This window comes from Streptomyces sp. NPDC055749 (genome assembly GCF_053617235.1).
In genome coordinates this window covers 1-21,849 of sequence record NZ_JBSHFH010000041.1, presented here as the reverse complement: position 1 = coordinate 21,849, position 21,849 = coordinate 1, and the positions used below count along the sequence as shown (strand labels likewise).

Annotated in this window: 18 protein-coding genes and 1 tRNA gene; 6 read left to right on the top strand and 13 right to left on the bottom strand. The window is 69.6% G+C overall.

All coding sequences use genetic code 11. From position 1 onward, the window contains the following. Position 1: 1 nt before the first annotated feature. The 4 genes from ACWGO0_RS26550 to ACWGO0_RS26535 all read right to left on the bottom strand — a co-directional run bounded on the left by ACWGO0_RS26550 (position 2) and on the right by ACWGO0_RS26535 (position 3,832). Positions 2–646 carry a LutC/YkgG family protein gene (locus tag ACWGO0_RS26550; RefSeq protein WP_453540000.1) on the bottom strand — a complete coding sequence of 215 codons (645 nt, stop codon included), beginning with the start codon at positions 644–646 and terminating at the stop codon, positions 2–4. After that, entirely contained in the window at positions 643–2,178 is a 1,536-nt protein-coding gene (locus ACWGO0_RS26545) for a LutB/LldF family L-lactate oxidation iron-sulfur protein (protein ID WP_453539998.1), read from the bottom strand. The genes ACWGO0_RS26550 and ACWGO0_RS26545 overlap by 4 nt, the downstream gene beginning before the upstream one ends. Beyond that, complete coding sequence (locus ACWGO0_RS26540; protein ID WP_453539996.1) at positions 2,175–2,942, bottom strand: (Fe-S)-binding protein; 768 nt, start codon at positions 2,940–2,942, stop codon at positions 2,175–2,177. The genes ACWGO0_RS26545 and ACWGO0_RS26540 overlap by 4 nt, the downstream gene beginning before the upstream one ends. A 149-nt stretch (positions 2,943–3,091) precedes the next feature. Then, the gene (locus ACWGO0_RS26535; RefSeq protein WP_453539993.1) at positions 3,092–3,832 is read right to left on the bottom strand and encodes a FadR/GntR family transcriptional regulator; all 741 of its coding nucleotides are present in this window, start codon (positions 3,830–3,832) and stop codon (positions 3,092–3,094) included. A 162-nt stretch (positions 3,833–3,994) separates the two neighbouring features. Between ACWGO0_RS26535 and ACWGO0_RS26530 the strand changes: the two genes are divergently transcribed. Further along, entirely contained in the window at positions 3,995–4,897 is a 903-nt protein-coding gene (locus ACWGO0_RS26530; protein ID WP_453539990.1) for a DUF2510 domain-containing protein, read from the top strand. A 111-nt stretch (positions 4,898–5,008) separates the two neighbouring features. Here ACWGO0_RS26530 and ACWGO0_RS26525 read toward each other — a convergent pair whose 3' ends face one another. The 5 genes from ACWGO0_RS26525 to ACWGO0_RS26505 all read right to left on the bottom strand — a co-directional run bounded on the left by ACWGO0_RS26525 (position 5,009) and on the right by ACWGO0_RS26505 (position 10,907). Then, complete coding sequence (locus ACWGO0_RS26525) at positions 5,009–6,463, bottom strand: glyceraldehyde-3-phosphate dehydrogenase (protein ID WP_453539987.1); 1,455 nt, start codon at positions 6,461–6,463, stop codon at positions 5,009–5,011. A 54-nt stretch (positions 6,464–6,517) separates the two neighbouring features. Continuing rightward, positions 6,518–7,978 carry a tannase/feruloyl esterase family alpha/beta hydrolase gene (locus ACWGO0_RS26520; RefSeq protein WP_453539984.1) on the bottom strand — a complete coding sequence of 487 codons (1,461 nt, stop codon included), beginning with the start codon at positions 7,976–7,978 and terminating at the stop codon, positions 6,518–6,520. Positions 7,979–8,228: 250 nt separating this feature from the next. Next, entirely contained in the window at positions 8,229–8,972 is a 744-nt protein-coding gene (locus tag ACWGO0_RS26515) for a pyridoxamine 5'-phosphate oxidase family protein (protein ID WP_453540133.1), read from the bottom strand. A 95-nt stretch (positions 8,973–9,067) separates the two neighbouring features. Beyond that, entirely contained in the window at positions 9,068–10,378 is a 1,311-nt protein-coding gene (locus ACWGO0_RS26510) for a globin domain-containing protein (RefSeq protein WP_453539981.1), read from the bottom strand. 455 nt (positions 10,379–10,833) lie between these two features. Then, a tRNA-Pro gene (locus ACWGO0_RS26505) sits at positions 10,834–10,907 on the bottom strand. Positions 10,908–11,035: 128 nt separating this feature from the next. On the opposite strand from ACWGO0_RS26505, the gene ACWGO0_RS26500 reads away from it, so the two are divergent. Beyond that, a complete protein-coding gene (locus ACWGO0_RS26500) occupies positions 11,036–11,734 on the top strand; it encodes a transketolase (protein WP_453539978.1) in 699 nt (232 codons plus the stop codon). Positions 11,735–11,785: 51 nt separating this feature from the next. Continuing rightward, positions 11,786–12,685, top strand: coding sequence for a transketolase family protein (locus tag ACWGO0_RS26495; RefSeq protein ID WP_453539975.1), 900 nt, complete (start codon positions 11,786–11,788; stop codon positions 12,683–12,685). Positions 12,686–12,709: 24 nt separating this feature from the next. On the opposite strand, the gene ACWGO0_RS26490 is transcribed toward ACWGO0_RS26495, so the two are convergent. Beyond that, positions 12,710–13,063: an MmcQ/YjbR family DNA-binding protein gene (locus tag ACWGO0_RS26490; protein ID WP_453539972.1), complete on the bottom strand. Its 354-nt coding sequence runs from the start codon at positions 13,061–13,063 to the stop codon at positions 12,710–12,712. A gap of 267 nt (positions 13,064–13,330) precedes the next feature. On the opposite strand from ACWGO0_RS26490, the gene ACWGO0_RS26485 reads away from it, so the two are divergent. Together ACWGO0_RS26485 and ACWGO0_RS26480 are read left to right on the top strand one after the other, a co-directional pair. Beyond that, the gene (locus tag ACWGO0_RS26485) at positions 13,331–16,816 is read left to right on the top strand and encodes a ThuA domain-containing protein (protein ID WP_453539969.1); all 3,486 of its coding nucleotides are present in this window, start codon (positions 13,331–13,333) and stop codon (positions 16,814–16,816) included. A 153-nt stretch (positions 16,817–16,969) separates the two neighbouring features. After that, positions 16,970–17,698 (top strand): sugar phosphate isomerase/epimerase family protein, encoded by a 729-nt coding sequence (locus ACWGO0_RS26480; RefSeq protein ID WP_453540130.1) that lies wholly within the window; start codon positions 16,970–16,972, stop codon positions 17,696–17,698. Positions 17,699–17,844: 146 nt separating this feature from the next. Here the strand turns inward: ACWGO0_RS26480 and ACWGO0_RS26475 are convergent, their stop codons facing one another. Genes ACWGO0_RS26475 through ACWGO0_RS26465 form a run of 3 tightly spaced genes read right to left on the bottom strand, consistent with a single transcriptional unit; the run spans position 17,845 to position 20,582 of the window. After that, entirely contained in the window at positions 17,845–18,672 is an 828-nt protein-coding gene (locus ACWGO0_RS26475) for an ABC transporter ATP-binding protein (protein WP_453539966.1), read from the bottom strand. 2 nt (positions 18,673–18,674) lie between these two features. Further along, positions 18,675–19,694, bottom strand: coding sequence for an ABC transporter substrate-binding protein (locus ACWGO0_RS26470; RefSeq protein WP_453539963.1), 1,020 nt, complete (start codon positions 19,692–19,694; stop codon positions 18,675–18,677). Between the two features lie 24 nt (positions 19,695–19,718). Continuing rightward, positions 19,719–20,582 (bottom strand): ABC transporter permease, encoded by an 864-nt coding sequence (locus ACWGO0_RS26465; protein ID WP_453539960.1) that lies wholly within the window; start codon positions 20,580–20,582, stop codon positions 19,719–19,721. A 235-nt stretch (positions 20,583–20,817) separates the two neighbouring features. Here ACWGO0_RS26465 and ACWGO0_RS26460 point away from each other — a divergent pair, with 235 nt between their 5' ends. Continuing rightward, positions 20,818–21,840 carry a LacI family DNA-binding transcriptional regulator gene (locus ACWGO0_RS26460; protein WP_453540127.1) on the top strand — a complete coding sequence of 341 codons (1,023 nt, stop codon included), beginning with the start codon at positions 20,818–20,820 and terminating at the stop codon, positions 21,838–21,840. Positions 21,841–21,849: the final 9 nt, after the last annotated feature.

The following is a 21,849-nucleotide window of genomic DNA, read 5'->3' as shown; positions in this document are numbered from 1 at the left end:
GCTACACGTCCGTGCGGATCACCACCACCAGCGTGCGAGGGCCGTGCACGCCCTCCACGCGCTCCAGCTCGATGTCCGACGTCGCCGAAGGTCCGCTGATCAGCGTGGTCGGCCGGGTCGGCACCAGCCGGGCCACCGCTTCCGGCACCCCGGCCTCGACCGTCGACAGGTCGACGACGCACACATGCAGATCGGGGACGAGGGAGAGCGCCCGCCGGCCCTGGCCGGGCGAGCCGTCCAGGAAGATCGTGCCGGTCTCGGCGCAGCTGACGGCGGAGGCCGTGACCACGCCGTCCAGCGCGTCGAGGCTCGGCGCGGGAATGTCGGCGGAGTCCCGCTGCACCTCGCCGTCGTAGCCGCTGAGCCACCCCTCGTCGAGCCCGTCCGGCACGCCGATCCGCCGGGCGCCGAGCTCGCGCAGCACATCTGCGAGGACCTCGGCGGTGCGGTCGGCGGTGCAGGTGTGCACCCGTGCCTTGTAGTCGACGAGCCGGTGGGTGAGGAGGGCGAGGCGTTCGCCGTCGGGCAGCGTGCGTCCGGTGCGGTAGGCCCGCGGGATGGTGATCTCGGGTGCGGGGGCCAGGGCCAGTGCGTCACGCACGCGGCCGAGTACGGTCTCCCGCGCTTGTGACTGAGGGGTCGTCACTTCTCGTCCTCCTGGGTGGTGTTCGCGTGCTCGGCGGCGGCGGCCCGCATCGCGGCGGCGCCCTCGTCGGATGCCAGCCAGGAGCGGAAGGTCTGCTTGGGCGGGGCCTGGGTGTCGCGGCTGTCGCTCCAGCCGCTGAACGGAGCCGGCAGACGGGAGATCGTGCCGTCCCGTCCGGCGACGACGCGGCCGAGTGCCGATGCCTTCTGCGCGGCCGTGTACAGCTTCGGCCGCTTCATCACCCCGGCCGCGGCCTTCATCGCGAGCTTCTCGGCCGTCGTCCCCGACTCCTCGGTGTTCTGGTGGCGCAGTTCGACGAGCAGAGAAGGAATGTCGATCTTCACGGGGCAGGCGTCGAAGCAGGCACCGCAGAGGCTGGAGGCGTACGGGAGTGAGCTGTTGGGGTCGTCCTTGGCCGCATGCATCCCGGCGAGCTGCGGCGTGAGGACCGCGCCGATCGGTCCGGGGTAGGTCGAGCCGTACGCGTGCCCGCCCGCCCGCTCGTACACCGGACAGACGTTGAGACAGGCCGAGCAGCGGATGCAGTTGAGTGCCTCCCGGCCGATCCTGTCGGCGAGCGCGGCGGTGCGTCCGTTGTCGAGCAGGATCAGATGGAAGTCCTGCGGGCCGTCGCCGGGTGTCACACCGGTCCACATCGAGGTGTACGGGTTCATGCGCTCACCGGTCGAGGAGCGCGGCAGCAACTGGAGGAAGACTTCGAGGTCCTGGAAGCGCGGCAGTACCTTCTCGATGCCCATGACGGTGATGAGGGTGTCGGGCAGGGTCAGGCACATCCGTCCGTTGCCCTCGGACTCGACCACGGACAGTGTGCCGGTCTCCGCGATGCCGAAGTTGGCGCCGGAGACGGCCACCTTCGTCGTCATGAACTTCTCACGCAGATAGGCGCGGGCGGCTGCGGCGAGGTGGGCCGGCACGTTGTCGAGCGCCGGGTCGACGCCGGGGATCTCGTCGAGGAAGATCTGCCGGATCTCGTCGCGGTTGCGGTGGATCGCGGGCACCAGGATGTGTGAGGGCTTGTCGTGGGCGAGCTGCACGATGAGCTCGGCCAGGTCGGTCTCGTACGGGGTGATGCCGATCGATTCCAGGTGTTCGTTGAGGCCGATCTCCTGGGTGGCCATCGACTTGACCTTGATGACGTCGCTGCTGCCCGTCTCCTTGATCAGCCGGGCGACGATCTCGTTCGCCTCGCCGCCGTCCCTCGCCCAGTGGACGGTGCCGCCGCTCTCGGTGACCTTCCGCTCCAGCTGTTCGAGGAGCTCGGGGAGCCGGTTCATGGTGTCGGTCTTGATGGCGGCGCCCGCGTCGCGCAGCTCCTCCCAGTCGGGGAGTTCACCGGTGACGTCGAGCCGTTTGGCCCGGATGGTGTGGGTGGCTTTGCCGAGGTTGCGGCGCAGCTGCTCGTTGCGCAGCTCGTCGTGGGCGGCCTCGGGGAACGTGCGCTCGCCGCGCAGATTGCCCGTCCCGTACGGGGAACGGGGCGGGGTGGCGGGCATGCCGAGGAACGTACTCATGCGGCGGCCTCCGTCAGGACGTACGGCGAGGTGCGGGTGGAGGCGAGGATCTGCGCGAGGTGCAGGGTCCGTGTGCCCGCCTTGATGCGGGCGAGTCCGCCGCCGATGTGCATCAGGCAGGAGGAGTCGCCCGCGGTGCAGACATCGGCCGCCGTGGTGGCGATGTTGCGCATCTTGTCCTGGAGCATCGCGGTGGAGGTCTCGGCGTTCTTGACGGCGAAGGTGCCGCCGAAGCCGCAGCAGGAGTCCGCCTCGGGGAGCTCGACGAGGTCGATGGCGTCGACTGCGCGCAGCAGCCGCAGCGGCTTGTCGCCGGCCCGGAGCATCCGCAGGGAGTGGCAGGTGGGGTGGTAGGTGACGCGGTGCGGGAAGTAGGCGCCGACACCTGAGACGTCGAGGACGTCGACGAGGAACTCCGAGAGTTCGTACGTCTTGGCCTTGACCGTGGCGACTCCGGCGCGCAGCGAGGCGTCGCCGTACCGCGCGGCGATGATCTCGTGCTGGTGGCGGACCGAGCCGGCGCACGAGCCCGACGGCATGACCACCGCCTCGATCGAGGAGTCGCCGAACTGCTCGGCGAAGTTTCGCACCAGCGGGACGGGCTCGCGCTGGTAGCCGGTGTTGACGTGCATCTGGCCGCAGCAGGTCTGCTCCGGCGGGAACACCACGTCGTGGCCCAGGCGGGCGAGCAGGAGCGCGGTGGATTTCACCGCCTCGGGGAAGAGCGTGTCTCCCAGACAGGTGGCGAAGAGTCCGATGCGCATGGCGCCTCCCCGGTCGTTTGTATGGTCGGACCATACTACCCTCGGGTCGAAGGAGGAAGCATGAAGGGCACGGGGACACGAAAGCGGGGACGGTGCTTCCCGCACCGTCCCCGCTCCATCCCGCTCTCGCCCGCGTTCCTGCGCGTGCCTCAGTCCTGTGAATCCCCGGAGTTCTCGTCGACGAGCGTTCCGTGCAGACCGCGGATGTGCTGCTCGACCAGGTCGGCCGCCTCGCCTCCCCGCCCCTCGCGCACCAGCCGCAGCAGCTTCAGATGGTGGGCGTTGAGCGCCGCCGCCGTGGCGGGCCAGTCCTCGGCCTCTTCCAGCGCGCGCAGGATCAGCGGACGCACCGACTCGCGCACGGCGGATGTGAGCGTCGACGTCAGCTCGTTGCCGGAACTCCGGGCGATCAGGACATGGAAGCGGGTGTCCAGGTCGTTGAACTCGGGCACACCGACGTCCGGTTCCCCCATGCGTACGAGCAGGCGCTCCGCCTCGTCGAGGTCCTCGGCGGAGGCGTGCCGTGCGGCGGCCTCGAAGCTGGACCGCTCCAGTACGACGCGGGCCTCCAGCACGTCGTGCAGGCTGTAGCTGCCGAGCGCGAAGTGCAGCCGCAGCAGCCGGCCGAGGGCGTCGTCCGGATTGCGCACGATCCGGGCCCCGGAATCCGGACCACGGCCGGGCTGCGCCACCAGCACACCGATGGTCTCCAGCACCCGCAGCGCCTCGCGCAGCGCGGACCGGCTGACACCGAGAACGGGCGCCAGTTCGCGTTCGGGCGGCAGCCGGTCACCCGCCTTGAGCTCACCGGCGAAGACCCGCTCCTCGATGCTCTGGAGCACGAGTTCATGGGTGCGGGACTGCCGTACGGGTTGCCACTCGACCGGCATCCATTACTCCCTGTTCCGGTACTCCCTGTTCCGGGCGATACGCCCTGATCCCGACTATGTCACACAGTCCGTGTGGTCGGACCAAAGCGCAATCCGGCCAACTCCCCGGCACCCCTGCCCCGGTTCATGTGATTCTCAGGCTGTCCGTTTAATGTGCACACCGTGACCCAGATGACCCCGCCCGGCTGGCATCCAGATCCCGGGCATTCAGGAATCGGCCCCGCCCAGGAACGCTGGTGGGACGGGAGCCGCTGGACGGACCAGCTCCGCCTGCCGCCCGCGATGGTCAGGCGCCGCAGGACGCGCATCGGCGCCGGCATCGCCGCCGGTGTGGTGCTGCTCGCCGCGGTCGGAGGCGGGGCGTTTCTGCTGGGGCAGGACTCCAGCGGCTCGACGGACAGCGCCGTCGCCGCCACGCCGTCCCCCTCCGGCCCGCCGTCCGGCGCACCCGGCGTGCCCGGTGCGCCCGAGGACGGCGAGGAGAAGGGCGGCGACCAGGCCCCGGACCAGCAGATGCCGCCGGTCGAGGACGGGTACGCGACGGACCTGGCCAGCGGTATCAGCATCCCGGTGCCCGACGGCTGGACCGGCTCGTCGGGCGTCGTCGGCGCCGGGCTGACCACCGGCGAGTACGCCTGCCCCGGTGACGCCGGCGAGAAGTGCGTGCGCGGCGGGGTGTTCTCCGCGCCGGCCGCCGCCCTCGAACTCAAGGCGAAGACGGCGGAGGCCGCGGCGAAGGAGGACATCGCGGCCAACGCGGAGGAGTCGTACGGCGAGAAGATCTACGAGGGCATCACCTCGCACCGGACGCTCAAGTCCGAAGCGGTCACCGTGGCCGGCAAGAAGGGCTACCTGGTGCGCTGGCAGGTGGTGACGAAGAAGGGCGACGACGGGTACGTCGAGTCGCTGGCCTTCCCCTCCCCCACCGCGAAGGACCTCCTGGTCGTCGTCCGCTCGGGCTTCGACATCAACGACAAGGCGCCGAAGCTCTCCGTCCTGGACGAGATCACGAAGGGCATCAAGGCCGCGCCGAACGCCGGCTCGGGCTCCGGCCAGACCGCGTAGCGGCGGCGCGTGGACAGACGTAACACAGAGAGGCCGTACCGGATTGCTCCGGTACGGCCTCCTTGTCTGTGGCTCGTCACGCAACCGAGCCGGGACGACGATCCGCCGGGGTCAGGCCACCGGAACCGGGAAGGTCGGGTACTCGACACCGGAGACGTGCTGGACGACCCGGATGACCTGGCAGGAGTAGCCGAACTCGTTGTCGTACCAGAGGTAGAGGATCGCGTCGTCGCCCTCGACCTTGGTGGCGCCCGCGTCGACGATCGAGGCGTGGCGCGAACCGATGAAGTCGCTCGACACCGCGTCGGGAGCGGTGGTGAAGTCGATCTGGCGCTTGAGCGGCGAGGTCAGCGACACGTTACGGAGGTAGTCGAGGACCTCCTCGCGGGTCGTCTCGCGACCGAGCCGCAGGCTCAGGATCGCGATCGAGACGTCCGGCACCGGGACGCGGATCGAGCTGCCGGTGATCCGTGCGTTGAGGTCGGGCAGCGCCTTCGCGACGGCGGAGGCGGCACCGGTCTCGGTCATGACCATGTTGAGCGGCGCCGAACGGCCACGGCGGTCGGAGCTGTGGTAGTTGTCCAGCAGGTTCTGGTCGTTGGTGAACGAGTGGACGGTCTCCACGTGGCCACGCAGGACGCCGTACTCCTCCGCCATCGCCTTCAGCGGCGGAACGATCGCGTTGGTGGTGCACGAGGCGCAGGACAGGATCTGCTCGTCCGGCTTGATCGTGTCGTGGTTGACACCGTGGACGATGTTGGGGACGTCACCCTTGCCCGGCGCGGTCAGGACGACCTTGTCGATGCCGGGACGCAGGTGCTTCGACAGGCCCTCGCGGTCACGCCACTTGCCGGTGTTGTCGATCAGGATGGCGTCCTTGATGCCGTACGCCGTGTAGTCGACCTCGGAGGGGTCGTTGGCGTAGATCACCTTGATCACGTTGCCGTTGGCGATGATCGTGCTGCTCGCCTCGTCAACGGTGATCGTGCCCTGGAACTGCCCGTGGATCGAGTCGCGGCGCAGCAGCGAGGCGCGCTTGACGAGATCCTCGGCGGCGCGCCCGCCACCCCCGCGGACGACGATGGCACGCAGCCGCAGGCCGTTGCCGGAGCCGGACTTCTCGATGAGCAGCCGGGCGACGAGACGGCCGATGCGGCCGAAACCGTAGAGGACGACGTCGCGTCCCTCGCGGCGCGCGGCCTTGTTGGCACCCGTGGCCCCGGCGACGGCCTCCGCGGTGAACTCCTCGACGGAGAGCCCGCGGTCGTCGGCCTTGTAGGTCACGGCCAGCATGCCGATGTCGATCTGCGAAGGACCGAGATCCAGCGTGGTGAGGGCCTGAAGGAACGGCAGCGTCTCGGTGACCGAGAGTTCCTCACCGTCGATCTGGCGCGCGAACCGGTGAGTCTTGAGGATGCTGACCACCGACTTGTTCACCAGGGAGCGGCTGTGGAGAAGGACCGTGACGTCCTGCTCCCGGTGCAGCTTCCCGATGACGGGGATCATCGACTCCGCGATCTCTTCGCGGTTCTTCCAGTTGGTGAACGAGTCGTCATTGACAGTCACAGGTTTATCTTTCGAGCTAGGCGGCGCTCATATGCTAACCCGTCCCCACTTTGATCATTCAATCGGTGCCACCCGAGTGGCCTGAACTGCACCGTCCCGCCCGTCCAGGGAGCAGTTGTCCAGGAGTGCCGCCGCGTCCGCCTGTGCGGGCAGGCCGATGGTCCGGGAAGCGGGTGGGCGGTGGCCTTCGGCAAGCCAGCGCTCGAGCGCGGTGAACGCCGAGCGGTGGCACGGCGTGAGCGGGCGCAGCCGGTCCGGGAACACGTCGACCAGGGAGTCGGCGTGGGTGCCGCCCTCGATGCGGTAGTAGCGGTGCAGTTGGCCGCGGCCCGCGTCGCGCACCATGCGGGCGTACACATCGGAGTCCCGGCCGATCGGCAGCAGTACGTCAAGGGTGCCGTGCAGGGTGATCAGGGGCTTGCCGATGCGTCCGGTCAGCGCGATCTTCTCCACGGCGCGCCGGACCTCCGGTGGCCGGGCCGCGTAGTCGTAGTCGGCGTCGCAGGCAGGTGTGCCCGTGAGGCAGTACGGGGTGCCGGCCTCGGTCGCCCCGTCGAAGCCGGGGTCGAGTTCCTCGCGATAGATGCGCTGGGTCAGGTCCCAGTAGACCTTGTGGTGGTACGGCCAGAGGAACTCCGATCCGGCCGGGAACCCCGCGTCGTGCAGGGCTCCCCTCGCCCGCTCCGCCCCCTCTCCTCCAGCGGCGTACACGGGATAGTGGCGCAGGGACTCGGGCAGGAAGTCCAGCAGGGTGGGACCGTCGGAGCGCCAGAGAGTGCCTTCCCAGTCGACGCCCCCGTCGTAGAGCTCGGGGTGGTTCTCCAGCTGCCAGCGCACCAGGTATCCGCCGTTGGACATGCCTGTCACCAAGGTCCGGGACGGCGGGCGGTGGTAGCGCTGGGCGACCGTGGCGCGGGCGGCCCGGGTGAGCTGGGTGAGCCGGTCGTTCCACTCGGCGATGGCGTCACCCGGCGCCTTGCCGTCCTGGTGGAAGGCGAGGCCGGTGTTGCCCTTGTCGGTGGCGGCGTAGGCGTAGCCGCGGGCGAGCACCCAGTCGGCGATGGCCCGGTCGTTGGCGTACTGCTCACGGTTGCCGGGGGTGCCCGCGACCACCAGCCCGCCGTTCCACCGGTCGGGCAGGCGGATCACGAACTGGGCGTCGTGCCGCCAGCCGTGGTTGGTGTTGGTGGTGGAGGTGTCGGGGAAGTAGCCGTCTATCTGGCCGCCGGGAACCCCGCTGGGGACGGCCAGATCCTTCGGGGTCAGCCCGGCCCAGTCGGCCGGGTCGGTGTGTCCGGAGGCGACCGTGCCCGCCGTGGTCAGCTCGTCCAGGCAGGCTGCCTGCTGGTGTTCGGCGCCCGGAACGCGCACATGTGCCAGGTGCGCGCAGTGACCGCCGGGGTTCCCGGGGGCGGCCGTGGCCGCCGCTGGGGTGATCGCGAGAGCGGCCAGAGCGAGGACTGCCGAAACACCCCGCCGACGGAATCGTGGTGCGGAACTGAGGGAGAGACGCATCGGCCTGCCTCCGAGGTCGTGTGCAAGGACGCCTCGGGACGCTATGGCACCGATTCCCCCGGATACATGGGTCCGTCAACCACCGTCCGTCGCCCGGGGATGGCCGGTGACGCCACCCCGGGCCCGCGGGCGCCCGAACCAGCTGGTCGCGAAGGCCGTCATGGATAGCTGTCTGTCACCCGCACCACCGGGCGCACCGAGTACGCGAACCGACGGTCGGCGGAACGGCGCCCACGGCGGTGGCATGCGGTCAGGCAGGGGTGCTCCTGCTGAACCAGCCGCTGAAGCTCTGCGTCCCGGCCTCGGATTCGGTCACGGGTCGCGCGCCAGTGACCTTCCCGGGGTCGCGCCGCACCGCCCTGGCCAGGACCCGCTCCGCCTCGGCCCGCCAACTCGCCGGGTCCGCGCGGGGCGGCGGCAGGAACAGGCCCCGCTCCGGTGCGTCGGACGCCGCTCCGAAGAAGTCGCCGCCCTTGCGTTTCACGTCGTCCGTTCCCCAGGTGCGGCCGGAGCCGCGCGCGGGGACCCTCTGCAGGTGCGGGATGTGTTTGGCGCAGTGGATGTACGCCTCCTCGACGGTGATCACCACCCATACCTGGGCCCGCCGGCCGGGCACCGGGTCGACCGCGAGCGTGGCGTCGGCACGGCGCATGTCCTCGTCGGCCACGATCCTGGCCCGGCCGTTGACGTGCAGTCCGATGCGGTCACGGAGGAAGTCCAGCATGAGGACGCCGACGTGCGGGTTCTCCTCGATGTTGCCCAGGCTGGCGTGGACGCCGTTGCCCCGGTACTCGGGGTAGGCGAGCGTCGTGTCGTCCAGGACGTGGAGAAAGCCGGGCGGGCCGGCACGGAAGGTGTTGTCACACTCGCCGTGCCGGTCGGCGGTGGCGAGGAAGAACATCTCCTGCTGAGCCACGAACTCCCGCATACGCGGGTTGAGTCGCTCAAGAACCTGCTCGGCGTAGAAGCGGTCGGCGCGCTCCGTGGTGCCCATGCGCCGCTGAACGCCGTGTTCGCCGTCACTGCCCGGGCGGGTGGTACGCAGGGGCGTCGTGTGTGTCTGCCGCTGCCCCGCCTGCTCGAAAGTGCTCACTTCGCTGCCCCGACCAGTCCCTCGATGGAGTCGTGCCGTATGCGACGGGAGGGGACACCCATGTCCAACAGGGTGTCGACGCCGCGTCGGATCATGCCGGGCGGACCGGACAGGTACACGTCGTGGGTGTGCCACGAGCCGTACTCGCGTACCGCCTCGGGGAGTCCGCCGGACAGACCGACGGGATCGTCGTCGACCACCGGCCGGACCGAGAGCCACGAGTGCGACTGCTGCAGCCTCAGCATGGCGTCGAAGTCGTACAGGTCGTCATTGCGGCGTGCGCCGTAGAGCACGTCGACGGAGCGGTACCGGCCGTGCTGCACCACGTCCTCCACCAGGGCCTTGATGGGCGCGATACCGGTGCCGCCACCGAGGCAGAGCAGCCCGCTGTCGGTGGTGTGGTCGACCGTCATGGAGCCGGTGGGGGGACCCAGTCGGAGAACATCCCCAGGACGGGCGCGGTGGACGAGGGCGTTGGAGACCCAGCCCGCCGGCACGGCCTTGACGTGGAAGGAGAGCAGGCCGTCGGAGCGCGGGGCCGAGGCGAAGGAGTAGTGCCGCCACTCCCGCGGCCACCAGGGCGTCTCCAGGGCGGTGTACTGCCCGGCGAGGAAGGGGTACGGCTGGTCGGGCCGGACCGTGACGATCGCGATGTCCTTCGTACGCATGTCATGGGCGACCACCTCCGCCTGCCACCAGGCGGGCGCGCGCATCTCGTCCGCGCTCGCCGCGTCGATCATGATCTGGGAGATGGTCGTGTAGGCACTGACCCACGCGGCTTCGGTCCTGGGCCCCCAGTTCGACGGCGCGTAACGGGCGAGGGCGCCGATCAGGGCCTCGCCGACGGCCGGATAGTGCTCGGGTCGGGTGCCGTACTTGCGGTGGCCTCGGCCGAGGTGGGTCAGGTAGGTGGTCAGGGTGCCGGGGTCGTCCGCGTGGGTGGCGGCGGTGAGCAGCGCTGTGAAAAGCCGGTCCCGCTGGGTGTCCATCGCCACGGGGAAGAGCGCCCGCAGGGCGGGGTGGCGCACGAAGAGCAGAGCGTAGAAGTACGAGGTGACCGTGTCGGCGATGGGCTCGATCTCGGCCATCGTCCGGCGCAGCAGCTCTGTGTCGGAAGTGTCCGCACCTTCGGCGGGCGGCCGCGGGTGGTCCTGCGGCGGCGGTACGGAGCGGGACGTGAGGTCGTGGCCGTTCAGGGGTGCGGGTGCCGGCGTCACCTTGCCCGGGCTTCGCGCGAACCAGCCTCCGCTGCCCGCACCCCCATCGGCTCGGTCGCCGTCGGCCGAAGCGGTGGCCGGAACTTCCATCGGTCTGCCTCGCCTCGAACATCTGCGGTCGGTCTCGTCCTGGGCCTGGTCGCCGCGCGGGGCCCGAAAGAGCTTGCGTCGCCCCCTCCACATTCACCCGGTCAGGCGAACGCGGCCGACCATACCCCGGCCGAGCGAACACGGAACGGGCGCTGCGCCACGTCCGACACATCCGCGTTTTCGCTGGTCAGTCGTTGGTTACTGGCGAGTCGGAGGGATGCGGCAGGCCCTTCGACCCGAGTCCGCGCGCAATTCACCGACGGAAGAGTCACGGAGTCCCCAGACCTCCTCCACATTTACGGGGAGGGTCTTCACGAGCACTCCGGCTTGCGTGCGGCCGGCTGCGGCGGCGCGGCACCACACAGCCGCCTTGGCCCCCAACTGGTCCCCGAAAACGACCGAAAGGCCGCATCGGATTCACTCCGATACGGCCTCTGATCTGCGACTCTGTCGAGTCGGGACGACAGGATTTGAACCTGCGACCCCTTGACCCCCAGTCAAGTGCGCTACCAAGCTGCGCCACGTCCCGATGCCCGCCTGACCTGGGGTTTCCCCTGGGCCGAACGCGCATGAGAACAATACCGCACTTGAACCAGTGGTCACGAACGTCTTTCGGGTCTTGACCTCAACCGAACTTGACGTTGGACGCTGATCCGCATGACGAACACAACCGCCGCGCCGGCGCCGGACTACCGCGACCTGAACCGGCTGATGAGCCTGATGACGGGTGACGAGAAGCACGGGCCCGCCGCGACCTCCACACTGGACGCCCTCTGGGTGCTCTACGACCGGGTACTGCGCGTCACACCCGGCACCGCCGACGACCACTGCCGGGACAGGTTCCTGCTCTCGAAGGGGCACGGACCCATGGCGTACTACGCCGTTCTGGCCGCGCACGGGTTCTTCGACGACGCGCTGCTGCCGGGCTTCGGCTCGTACGACTCACCCCTCGGACACCATCCGGACCGGCTGCTGGTGCCCGGTGCCGAGATCGGCAGCGGGTCCCTGGGGCACGGGCTGCCGCTGGCCGTGGGGAGCGTGCTGGGGCTGCGGGCTCAGGGGCTGACGGATCCGCGCGTGTGGGTGCTGATCGGGGACGCCGAGCTGGACGAGGGCAGCAACCACGAAGCGATCGCCTACGCCGGTCCGGCGGGGCTTGAGCAGCTGCACACCCTCGTGATCGACAACGCATCGGCCACCCACGGCTGGCCCGGCGGCATCGCCTCCAGGTTCGAGAGCGCCGGGTGGTCCGCCGCGACCGTGGACGGGCGGGACCACGAGGCGCTGTACGCCGCCTTCACCGCGCCGCACCCCGGACGGCCCCGGGCCGTGGTCGCCACAGTCGCCCCCAAGTAGCGCGCAGCACAGACACCGCACGACGGAGAAGACGACGGAGAAAGAGTTCTCATGGACACCATGCGTGACCGTTTCATCGCCACCACGTCCCGGCTCCTCGACGAGGGCCCCCGGCTGGCGCTGGTGCTGGCCGAGATCAGCCGGGACGGCTTCGACCGGGCGGAGCGTGCCCACCCGGACCGGGTGATCAACGTGGGCATCCGGGAGCAGCTGCTGATCGGGGCGGGCGCCGGGATGGCGCTGACCGGGATGCGGCCGATCATGCACACCTTCGCGAGCTTTCTGGTGGAGCGGCCGTTCGAGCAGGTGAAACTGGACCTCGGGCACCAGGGGGTGGGAGGGGTCCTGGTGAGCGCCGGGGCTTCGTACGACTGGCCGGCCGGGGGCTTCACCCATATGTCGCCGGGTGATGTCGCGCTCCTCGACACGCTCGACGGCTGGACGGTGCACGTGCCGGGCCACCCGGACGAGGCCGAGGCGCTGCTGCGGCTCGCGGCCGGCGGGGACGACCGGGTGTACGTGCGGCTCTCCCTCCAGTCGAACCGGGCCGGCCGGCCGGTGGACGGGGGCGGCTTCGCGACGGTGCGCGAGGGGCGCGGCGGAGTCGTGATCGCGGTCGGTCCCATGCTCGACAACGTCCTCGCGGCCACCGAGGGCCTGGACGTGACGGTGCTGTACGCGACCACCGTGCGCCCTTTCGACTCGGCCGGGCTGCGCGGGGCCGTGGGGGCCACGGAGGGCGCGGACGTGGTGATCGTCGAGCCCTACCTGGCGGGCACATCCACGGCGGCGGCCAATGACGCACTGTCCGCGCTCCCCCACCGCGTGCTCGGCCTCGGTGTGGGCCGGGCCGAGCTCCGCCGGTACGGACAGATGGACGAGCACCTCGCGGCGCACGGGCTGGACGCGCGGGGGCTGCGGGAGCGGATCAGCGGTTTCGTACGGCGGTGAACCCACCCCGGCCCAAGCGCCCTTCTAGGGTCTCAACTCCGGGTGCGCGTCCAGCAGTTTGCGTGGGGCCGCCTGGCGCCAGGAGTCGGTGAGGATCGCCGTCAGCTCCTCGGCGTCCTCAAGGGCGGACAGGCGCACCCGCAGCCAGGCGTAATTGTCGTCGTGGCCCGCGCGGGTGAAGAACTTCTCCGGCTCGGAGGCGATCAGCTCCGCACGGTCCTCGACGGGGCACTTCACCCCCATCGTGGTGTCGTCGTCCCCGAGCCCGGCGAAGATCTTCCCGGCCACCCGGAACGTGGGCTGACCCCACGCCAGCTTCTCGGCGGTGTCGGGCAGGGACAGGGCGATGGTGCGGACGTCATCGGCGGTGGTCGTCATCCACGGTCTCCGATCCGGTGGCCCCGGCGGACGCGAGGCGGGTCGGGTCCGACCGTAACGTCCGGCACTGACAATCGGCGGGACCACCGGGCGCCCACGACGACCGACCCGGGGCGTGCCTCTGGGCCGTCCTGCCGGCATGCCTCGGTCACAGAGGTCGCTGCCGACCCATTGACCCCGCCGAAGGCTGGAACCTACCCTGAACGGCGTACTTCAGAAAGCGCTTTCTTAATCCCGCAGCCGGCATCTACCGCACTGGGAGCGCCCATGAATAGTCGTCAATCCCGTACCGGTCAGGCGCGAAGATTCCCCTCCCCCGCCTTCGCCCTCACCGCCTTACTGGCGCTGATCCTCGGCCTTCTGGTGGTCTCCCCGCCGACGGCCCAGGCAGCGCCTTTTCGCGTCCTCGTCTATTCCGAGGTCACCAACTTCACCCACGACTCGATTCCCGCCGGGATCGAAGCGATCAAGAAACTCGGTGCCGAGAACGGCTTCGAGGTGGAAGCGACCGCTGATTCGGCCGTGTTCAACGACGCGGACCTCTCGCGCTTCCAGGCCATCGTCTTCAACAACACCAACTCCACGCCCGAAAAGGGCGACTTGCTGACCGCCGATGAGCGCGCCGCCCTGCAGCGGTTCATCCGCGCGGGTGGCGGCTGGGTCGGTCTGCACGCCGCGTCCGCGAGTGAGCGCGACTGGGGCTGGTACGAGGGTCTGGTCGGCGCGATCTTCGACCAGCACCCGGCGATCCAGACCGGCCGGGTCAAGGTCCTCGACCAGGCCCACCCCTCCACCAAGGGCCTTCCGGAGCTCTGGGAGCGCACGGAGGAGTGGTACAACTGGCGCACCAACCCCACCTCCAAGGTGCATACGCTCGCGCAGATCAAGGTGCGCGACGGTGTCACCGGTCTCGACGAGGGTGTCGACCATCCGTGGTCCTGGTGCCAGAACTACGACGGCGGCCGGTCCTGGTTCACCGCGGGCGGGCACGCGTCCTCGGCCTTCCAGGAGGAGGGCTTCGTCAAGCATCTGCTGGGCGGCATCGAGTGGGCCGCGGGCGCGAAGCCGGGCGACTGCACCGCGACGCGCACCGGATCCTTCCAGCGGACCCCGCTGGTCACCAGCGATCTCGCCGACCCGTTCGAGCTGGCCGTCGCCCCCGACCGCCGCGTGTTCTTCGCCCAGCGCACCGGGAAACTGAAGGTCATCGACCAGCAGACGATGAAGGTGACCACGGCGCTGGACCTCGCGTACACGCCGGAGATGACCAGCCAGTCCGACGGGCTGCTCGGTCTCACCCTGGACCCGGGATTCGCGGAGAATCACTGGCTCTATCTGCTGCATTCGGACAAGACGGAGAAGCGGCTGAATCTGTCGCGCTTCACCGTCACCGGAAATACGGTCGATCCCGCATCCGAGAAGCGGCTGCTGACGGTTCCGACCTTCCGGGGCGAGGGCCGGGCCAACTCCCATATGGCCGGATCGCTGGCCTTCGACAAGGACGGGAATCTGTACGCGGCGACGGGGGACAACACCGACCCGTTCGCCTCGGACGGCTTCTCGCCGATCGACGAGGGCGAAGGGCGCCGCGCCTGGGACGCCCAGGGCACCTCCGGCAATACGAACGATCTGCGGGGCAAGGTCCTGCGGATCACCCCGCAGGACGACGGCACGTACACGGTGCCGGAGGGCAATCTCTTCGCGCCGGGCACGGACAGGACCAAGCCCGAGATCTACGCCATGGGGATGCGCAATCCGTTCCGGATCACCACGGACCCGGCCAGTGGCGCGCTCATGGTCGCGGACTACGGCCCGGACGCACGCTCGGCGGTCGCGAACCGGGGTCCAGAGGGCACGGTCGAGTACACCCGTATCACCAAGGCGGGGAACTTCGGCTGGCCGTACTGCATCGGCAACAACACCCCGTTCAACGACTACGACTTCGGCACGAAGACGTCGGGTCCGAAGTTCGACTGCGGGGCGCTCGTCAACGAGTCCCCGAACAACACCGGGCTGCGGGAACTGCCGCCCGCCCAGCCGGCCACGGTCTGGTACGCCTACTCCGCGTCCGCCCAGTTCCCGGAGCTGGGCACCGGGGGCGGCGGTCCGATGAGCGGTCCCGTCTACGACTACGACCCGGCGAACACGTATCGCACCAAGTTCCCGGAGTACTTCGAGGGGAAGTGGCTGAACTACGAGCTGACCCGGCGCTGGTTCAAGACGTTCTCGATCCAGCAGAAGGACCAGACGTTCACCGATCCCCGGTTCGCGCCGGCCGCCGCGGGAGACGTGCAGTCGATCAACGGCATCTTCGAGGACATGAAGTGGAACCAGCCGTTCGATGCCGACTTCGGCCCCGACGGCGCCCTCTACGTCATCGACTTCGGTCTCGGCAGCGGTACCGGACGTGGTGGCAGCAACGAGGGATCGGGTATCTACCGCATCGACTACGTCGGTGACGGCCGGCTGCCCGACGCGAAGATCACGGTGGACCGTGACAACGGTCCCGCGCCCCTCACCGTCGCCTTCTCCAGCGCGGGTTCGGGGCTCCCTGGCGGTCAGCAGGTCACCTACGCCTGGGACTTCGACGGCAACGGAACCACGGACTCGACCGAGGCGAACCCCTCCCACACGTACGCCACCAAGGGGGTGTTCACGGCGCGCCTGACGGTCACCGGGCCCGGCGACCTGACGGGACTGGCCGTGCAGGACATCACCGTCGGCAACACCCGTCCCGTCGTGACGATCAAACAGCCCCCGAACGGCGGGATGTTCAGCTTCGGCGACACGATTCCCTTCACCGTAAAGGTTCAGGACAAGGAGGACGGGAAGAGCGGCCCGATCGACTGCTCGCGCGTCGTCGTGCAGTCGCAGCTCGGCCATGACACCCATCTGCATCCGCTGGACAACTACAGCGGCTGCACGGGCGAGATCGCCACGGACGCCGGGGACAGCCACGGGCCCGGACAGAATCTCTACTACGGGATCACGGCGCAGTACACGGACAAGGGCGCTCCGGGCGCCCCCGCCCTCACCGGCTCCACCTCGCTGACGCTGCGCACCTCGTTCCGGGAGGCGGAGCACTTCACGAAGACCGGCGGTACGCACGACGGTGCCGTGATCGGTTCGAGGGCCGACGCCTCGGGCGGCAAACGGCTGACGGAGATAGAGGACGGTGACTGGATCAGCTTCGATCCGGTGCATCTGAAGGGCGTCGACTCCGTGACGGTCGGCGCGGCATCGGGCGGGATCGGCGGGAGCGTCGAATTCCGGTCCGGATCGCCGACGGGCCCGCTCCTCGGGCAGGTGACCGTTCCGAACACGGGTGACTGGGGCAAGGTCGTCTCCCCGACGACGGACCTGGTGGACCCCGGGAGCAGCGTGAAGCTGTACGCGGTGTTCACCAACCCGGAGTGGAGCAGTGAGAAGGCCGACCTGTTCGCCGTCGACTGGCTGCACTTCAACGGCCCGGGAGTCCAGAAGATGCCGGGCACCCAGGTAGAGGTCACCGCTGCCCCGGCGGCCGGGACGTCACCCCTGACGGTCGCGCTGAGCAGTTCGGTCGAGCCCGTGGCGGGTCGCACGATCGCCTCGTACCACTGGGACTTCGGGGACAACGTCAAGCCGACCGCGCCCGAGGGAGCGACGGCCACGCATGTCTACGGCCGTCCGGGGGCGTACACCGCGCATCTGACGGTGACCGACGACAAGGGCGACACGAGCACCGGATCCGTTCGCATCGACGTGAGTTGAGAGGGGACAGACATGAGGACAGACATCAACGGCACGCGCAGAGCGTTCCTCGGAGGGGTCCTGGGGGCCGCAGCGGCCGTCGGGCTCGGTACGGGAGTGGCCTCCGCCTCGGAGGCCGGACCGTACCGGCCGGTCCCGCCGTCCGGCATCGGGATGCACCTGTACACGATGCGTACGAAGCTCGCCGCGGACTTCAAGGGCACGCTGGCGCGCCTCGCCGAGATCGGTTACGCGACGGTCGGGGTGAGCGGTCGGCACGGTCACAGCGCGGCGGACATCCGGCGGATGCTCGATGAGACCCGGCTGAAGGCGGTGCTCGAACACGTCGGGTACGGCACCGTGACGGGGGCCGGGCTGCCCCAGGCCATGGAGGACGTCCACACCCTCGGCGGGAAGTGGATCGTCGTACCCAGCCTGCCGGGGTCGCTGCACTCACCGGCCGGATACCGGCAAGTGGCACGGGAGTTCAACCGGGTGGGGCTCATCGCACGCGAATCCGGGCTCAAGCTGCTCTACCACAACCACGGCGGCGACCATCAGGTCGTGGACGGTGTGAACCTGTACGACATCCTGCTCAACGAGACCGATCCCGAACTGGTCGGCTTCGAACTGGACTTGTACTGGGCGGCCAACGGCGGGGCCTCGGCGCCGGGTGAGCTCTTCGTACGCCATCCGGGCAGGTTCCCGGCCCTGCATGTGAAGGACATGGCACCCGACGGCAGTTTCGCCGATGTCGGGTCCGGGGTGCTGGACTTCCCGGCCATGTTCGACACGGCGCGGCAGGGCGGGGTGAAGCAGTGGCTGGTGGAGCACGACGCGCCGGCTGATCCGTTCGCCTCGGCGCTCGCCAGCTATACGTATCTGTCGCGCCTGCGGTACTGAGCGGCGCCGCGCGCATCGGTCCGGCCCCGGGCGGGGTGGTCGACCCGCCCGGGGCCGGGCTGTGCCGGCCGGGAACAGCAGGGCGGACACACGAAAGCGGGGATGCGCGGCGACCGGCCGCACATCCCCGCATTCCCGCATTCTCGTCAGTCGTGCGCCGAAACCGCTCCCAGCAGGCCCCGGATGTGGGCCGCCGCGTCGCGGAACTCCGGCCTGCCGAGTGTCTCGGCGTACTCCCGCTCAGGCGGCAGGCCGACCTCGATGAGCTCGGTGATCGTGCCCGGACGCGGGCTCATCACCACCACCCGGTCGGCCAGATAGACCGCCTCCGAGATCGAGTGGGTGACGAGGAGCACCGTGGTGCCCGTCTCCCGCCAGATCCGGTTGAGCTCCATGTTCATCTGTTCGCGGGTGAGGGCGTCGAGCGCGCCGAACGGCTCGTCCATCAGCAGGACCGGCGGCTCGTGCAGCAACGCCCGGCACAGGGCCACTCGTTGCTGCATGCCGCCGGACAGCTCGTGCGGATACGCGTCCTCGAAACCGCTGAGGCCGGTCATCCGGATCAGTTCGTCGGCACGCCCGCGCGCCTGCGCCGTGGGCATCTTCCGGATCTCGGCCTGGAGCAGGATGTTGCGCCGCGCGGAACGCCACTCCAGGAGTGCGGCGCGCTGGAACACGTAACCGATGTCGTGCCGCGGCCCGTCGACCCGTTCGGCGCCGAGGCGGACCTCGCCCGATGACGGCTTCAGGAGGCCCGCGACGAGCTTGAGGAGCGTCGACTTGCCGCAGCCCGAGGGACCGACGATGGCGATGAACTCGCCCGGCCGCACATCGAGCGAGACGTCCCGCAGGGCGGTGACGTCACGCTTCTTGCTGCGGAAGCGGACCGCGACGTCGGACAGGGACACGGCAGCCGCGGCCGGTGGAGGTTTCTGCGCCTTCGCCGTGGTGAGTGTCGCGTCTTCCTTGGGCATCGTCATCCCTTCAGCGCCGTCTTCTCGTCCCAGTAGTCCGCCACGGCCTTGGGCGTGCGGACCAGGCCGGCCTCGGCGAAGACGTCGATGGTCTGCTGCCAGTCCGCCTCGTTGTTCACGCCGGGTGCCTTGCCCTGCGTCGAGGGGGTGTGCAGGAGGGTGAGCGTCGTCTTGAACTGTTCGGCCAGGACCGTCTCCGGGGGCAGTTGCTCCGAGGCCCCGTCCATCGCGGCGACCGCCGGATCGGGGGCCTTCTCGGCCGCGGCCCACGACTCGCTCACGGCCTTCACCATGCGGCCTGCCAGGTCGGACTTGGAGGTGAGGAGCCGCTGTCCGGCCAGCAGACCGTTGGAGTAGAAGTTCAGTCCGTGCTCGGAGAAGCGCAGATAGGAGACCGGCTTCTTCGCCTTGTCCTGCATCGTGGGCCCCTGGTCGCTGGCATAGCCGAGCAGACCGTCGGTCTTCCCCGAGATGACCGCGGCGATCTTGCCCGCCGGGTCGGTGTTCTGGACCTTGACGTCCGATTCGCTGATGTCGTTCTTCTTCAGGAAGATCGGGAACGTCTTGGAGAGCGCGTCCCCGGCCGTCCCCGCGATCGTCTTGCCCTTCAGGTCGGCGGGCGACGCGATGCCCTGGGCCTCGAAGGACTGGACCGAGGCCGGGGTGGTCTGGAGGAAGACGCCGAGGCTCTTGACCTTGACGCCCTGGTCGACCCCGGCGAGCAGCGCGGGGGTGTCGGCCCAGCCGAAGTCGGTCTGCCCGGCGGCGGTCGCCTGCACGGTCTTCTGCGAGCCCTGGCCCGCCTGGATCGTCAGGTCGATGCCGTGCTTCTCGAAGATCTTCTGCTGCTTGCCGTAGTAGAACGGCGCGTGTTCGCCGTACGGATACCAGTTGAGGGTCAGTGTGACCTTGTCCAGCTTCTTGCCCGAATCACTGGTGGTGGTCGACGCCTCGTTGCCGCCGCAGGCGGTGGCCATGAGGACGAGGGGTACGGCACCGATGAGGAGTCTGCGCGCATGCATGGGCTGGCCCTTCTCGCGATGAGGTCAGAACGTGGTCGTGGCAGACGCGTCCCTGCGGCTGGCGTGCCACGGGAGCAGGAGCTTCTCGGCGATCTCGACGAGGACGAAGAGGACGACGCCGATCAGTGACATCACGAGCAGCCCCGCGAAGAGCATCGGGGTGTCGAGGTTTCCGTTGGCCTGGAGGATCACATAGCCGAGGCCCTCGTTCGCGCCGACGAACTCTCCGACGACGGCCCCGGTCACCGCAAGCGTGACGGCAACCTTGAGCCCGGAGAAGAGATGCGGCAGCGAGGCCGGGAAGCGGATCTTGAGGAAGGTCTGCCAGGGCTTGGCGCCCATCGTGGCCGACAGCTGGAGCATCTCGGGGTCGACCGCCTTGAGGCCGGTGACCATCGAGATCACGACCGGGAAGAAGGCGATGAGGACGGCGATCAGGATCTTCGGCGCGATCCCGAAGCCGAGCCAGACGACGAACAGCGGGGCGATCGCGATCTTCGGGACGACCTGGGCGAAGAGCAGGATCGGGTAGAGCGTGCGCTCGACCGTGGACGAGTACACCATGACGACCGCCGCCAGGACGCCGACGGCGACGGCGATGACGAAGCCGAGCAGTGTCTCGTACGTGGTCACCCAGCTGTGCTGCCACAGATAGGCGGACTTGCCGGTGAGCACGTCGAAGGTCGCGCCGGGAGAGGGTACGAGATAGGGCTCGACCAGCTCCGCCGCCGCGATCGCCCACCAGATGACGAAGCAGGCGATCAGCAGCGCGACGGGGCGCCAGCTCTGTTCGGCCGCGCGGGCGAGCCGTTCACCGGCCGATGGCCCGTCCCTTCGGGCAACTCCCGCCACTTCTGCGGGATTTTTGGCCAACGCGCTCTGGCTCACTGTGAACTCCCTGGACATCGGTGGCTGTTGTCGAGAGCTGTGCGATGCTGCGGTGCCGTGATGCTGTCGTGCGGAGAAGGCGCTTTCAGAAAGCGCTTTCTGATAAGGTGTCGCCACGCTAATGACTGTCTGCACGCACGGTCAATAGGTCGTCCCGAAGTTTCGGGGCCCTGCCACCACCGCACCCCTGGGGGTCGAGTTGAGTGAACGGGAAACACCGGTCCACCCGGCACATGTGACGCTCGACGCCGTGGCCCGTGAGGCCGACGTCTCCCCCGCCACCGCCTCACGCGCCCTGAACGGCACCGCACGGGTGCGCGAGGACCTCCGCGAGCGGGTACGGGCGGCGGCCGACCGGCTCGGGTACATCCCCAACGCGCACGCCCAGATACTGGCCAGCGCCTCCAGCAACCGTACGGTGGGCGTCATCTGTCACGACGTCAGTGACCCCTACTTCGCCGCCATCGCGAGCGGCGTCATGCGGGCGGCGGCCGAACAGGATCTGCTGGTGATGCTGGCCTCCACCTTCCGCGAGCCGGCCCGGGAGATCGCGTACGTCTCCATGCTGCGGGCGCAGCGCGCCAGGGCCATCCTGCTGATCGGTTCCGGATTCCAGGACCGGGCGTGGGAGCGGGCCATGAACAGCGAACTGGAGCCGTACGTACGCCTCGGCGGGCGTGTCGCGGTCGTCAGCCGGCACCGCAGTCTGCGGGTGGACACCGTGCAGCCGGAGAACCGGGCGGGGGCCGCTGCCCTCGCCCGGTCGCTCGCCGCGCTCGGCCACCGGAGGTTCGCCGTGCTCACCGGGCCGCCGTCGCTGACCACGGTCTCCGACCGGCTGGCCGGGTTCCGGGAAGGGCTCGCCGGAACGGGCGCGGTCATCGACCGGGTCATGGAGGGCGCGTTCACCAGGGAGGGCGGCCACCTCGCCGCGCGTCGGCTGCTTGCGGCCGGGCCGCCCCGGGCGACGTGCGTCTTCGCCGTGACGGATGTGATGGCGGTCGGCGCGCTGGCCGCGCTGCGCGAGGAGGGCCTGCGGGTGCCGGAGGACGTGTCGCTTGCGGGGTTCGACGACATCCCGCTGGTACGGGAGTTGTCGCCGCCGCTCACCACGGTGCGGTTGCCGTTGACGGCGATGGGCGAGGGCGCGATCGCGCTGGCGCTGCGGGAACCGGCGGGTGGCGGGCGGTCGCGGGTGCTGCGGATCGAAGGCGAGGTGGTGCTGCGCGGCAGTACGGGGGTTCCGGGGGTGGAGTGAGGGGGTGGC

Excerpts from the sequence above, each read along its gene's own strand:
- ACWGO0_RS26545 (WP_453539998.1), bottom strand. The coding sequence starts at position 2,178 with ATGAGTACGTTCCTCGGCATGCCCGCCACCCCGCCCCGTTCCCCGTAC.
- ACWGO0_RS26540 (WP_453539996.1), bottom strand. The coding sequence starts at position 2,942 with ATGCGCATCGGACTCTTCGCCACCTGTCTGGGAGACACGCTCTTCCCC.
- ACWGO0_RS26535 (WP_453539993.1), bottom strand. The coding sequence starts at position 3,832 with ATGCCGGTCGAGTGGCAACCCGTACGGCAGTCCCGCACCCATGAACTC.
- ACWGO0_RS26520 (WP_453539984.1), bottom strand. The coding sequence starts at position 7,978 with ATGCGTCTCTCCCTCAGTTCCGCACCACGATTCCGTCGGCGGGGTGTT.
- ACWGO0_RS26515 (WP_453540133.1), bottom strand. The coding sequence starts at position 8,972 with ATGGGCACCACGGAGCGCGCCGACCGCTTCTACGCCGAGCAGGTTCTT.
- ACWGO0_RS26510 (WP_453539981.1), bottom strand. The coding sequence starts at position 10,378 with ATGGAAGTTCCGGCCACCGCTTCGGCCGACGGCGACCGAGCCGATGGG.
- ACWGO0_RS26500 (WP_453539978.1), top strand. The coding sequence starts at position 11,036 with ATGACGAACACAACCGCCGCGCCGGCGCCGGACTACCGCGACCTGAAC.
- ACWGO0_RS26495 (WP_453539975.1), top strand. The coding sequence starts at position 11,786 with ATGGACACCATGCGTGACCGTTTCATCGCCACCACGTCCCGGCTCCTC.
- ACWGO0_RS26490 (WP_453539972.1), bottom strand. The coding sequence starts at position 13,063 with ATGACGACCACCGCCGATGACGTCCGCACCATCGCCCTGTCCCTGCCC.
- ACWGO0_RS26485 (WP_453539969.1), top strand. The coding sequence starts at position 13,331 with ATGAATAGTCGTCAATCCCGTACCGGTCAGGCGCGAAGATTCCCCTCC.
- ACWGO0_RS26480 (WP_453540130.1), top strand. The coding sequence starts at position 16,970 with ATGCACCTGTACACGATGCGTACGAAGCTCGCCGCGGACTTCAAGGGC.
- ACWGO0_RS26475 (WP_453539966.1), bottom strand. The coding sequence starts at position 18,672 with ATGCCCAAGGAAGACGCGACACTCACCACGGCGAAGGCGCAGAAACCT.
- ACWGO0_RS26470 (WP_453539963.1), bottom strand. The coding sequence starts at position 19,694 with ATGCATGCGCGCAGACTCCTCATCGGTGCCGTACCCCTCGTCCTCATG.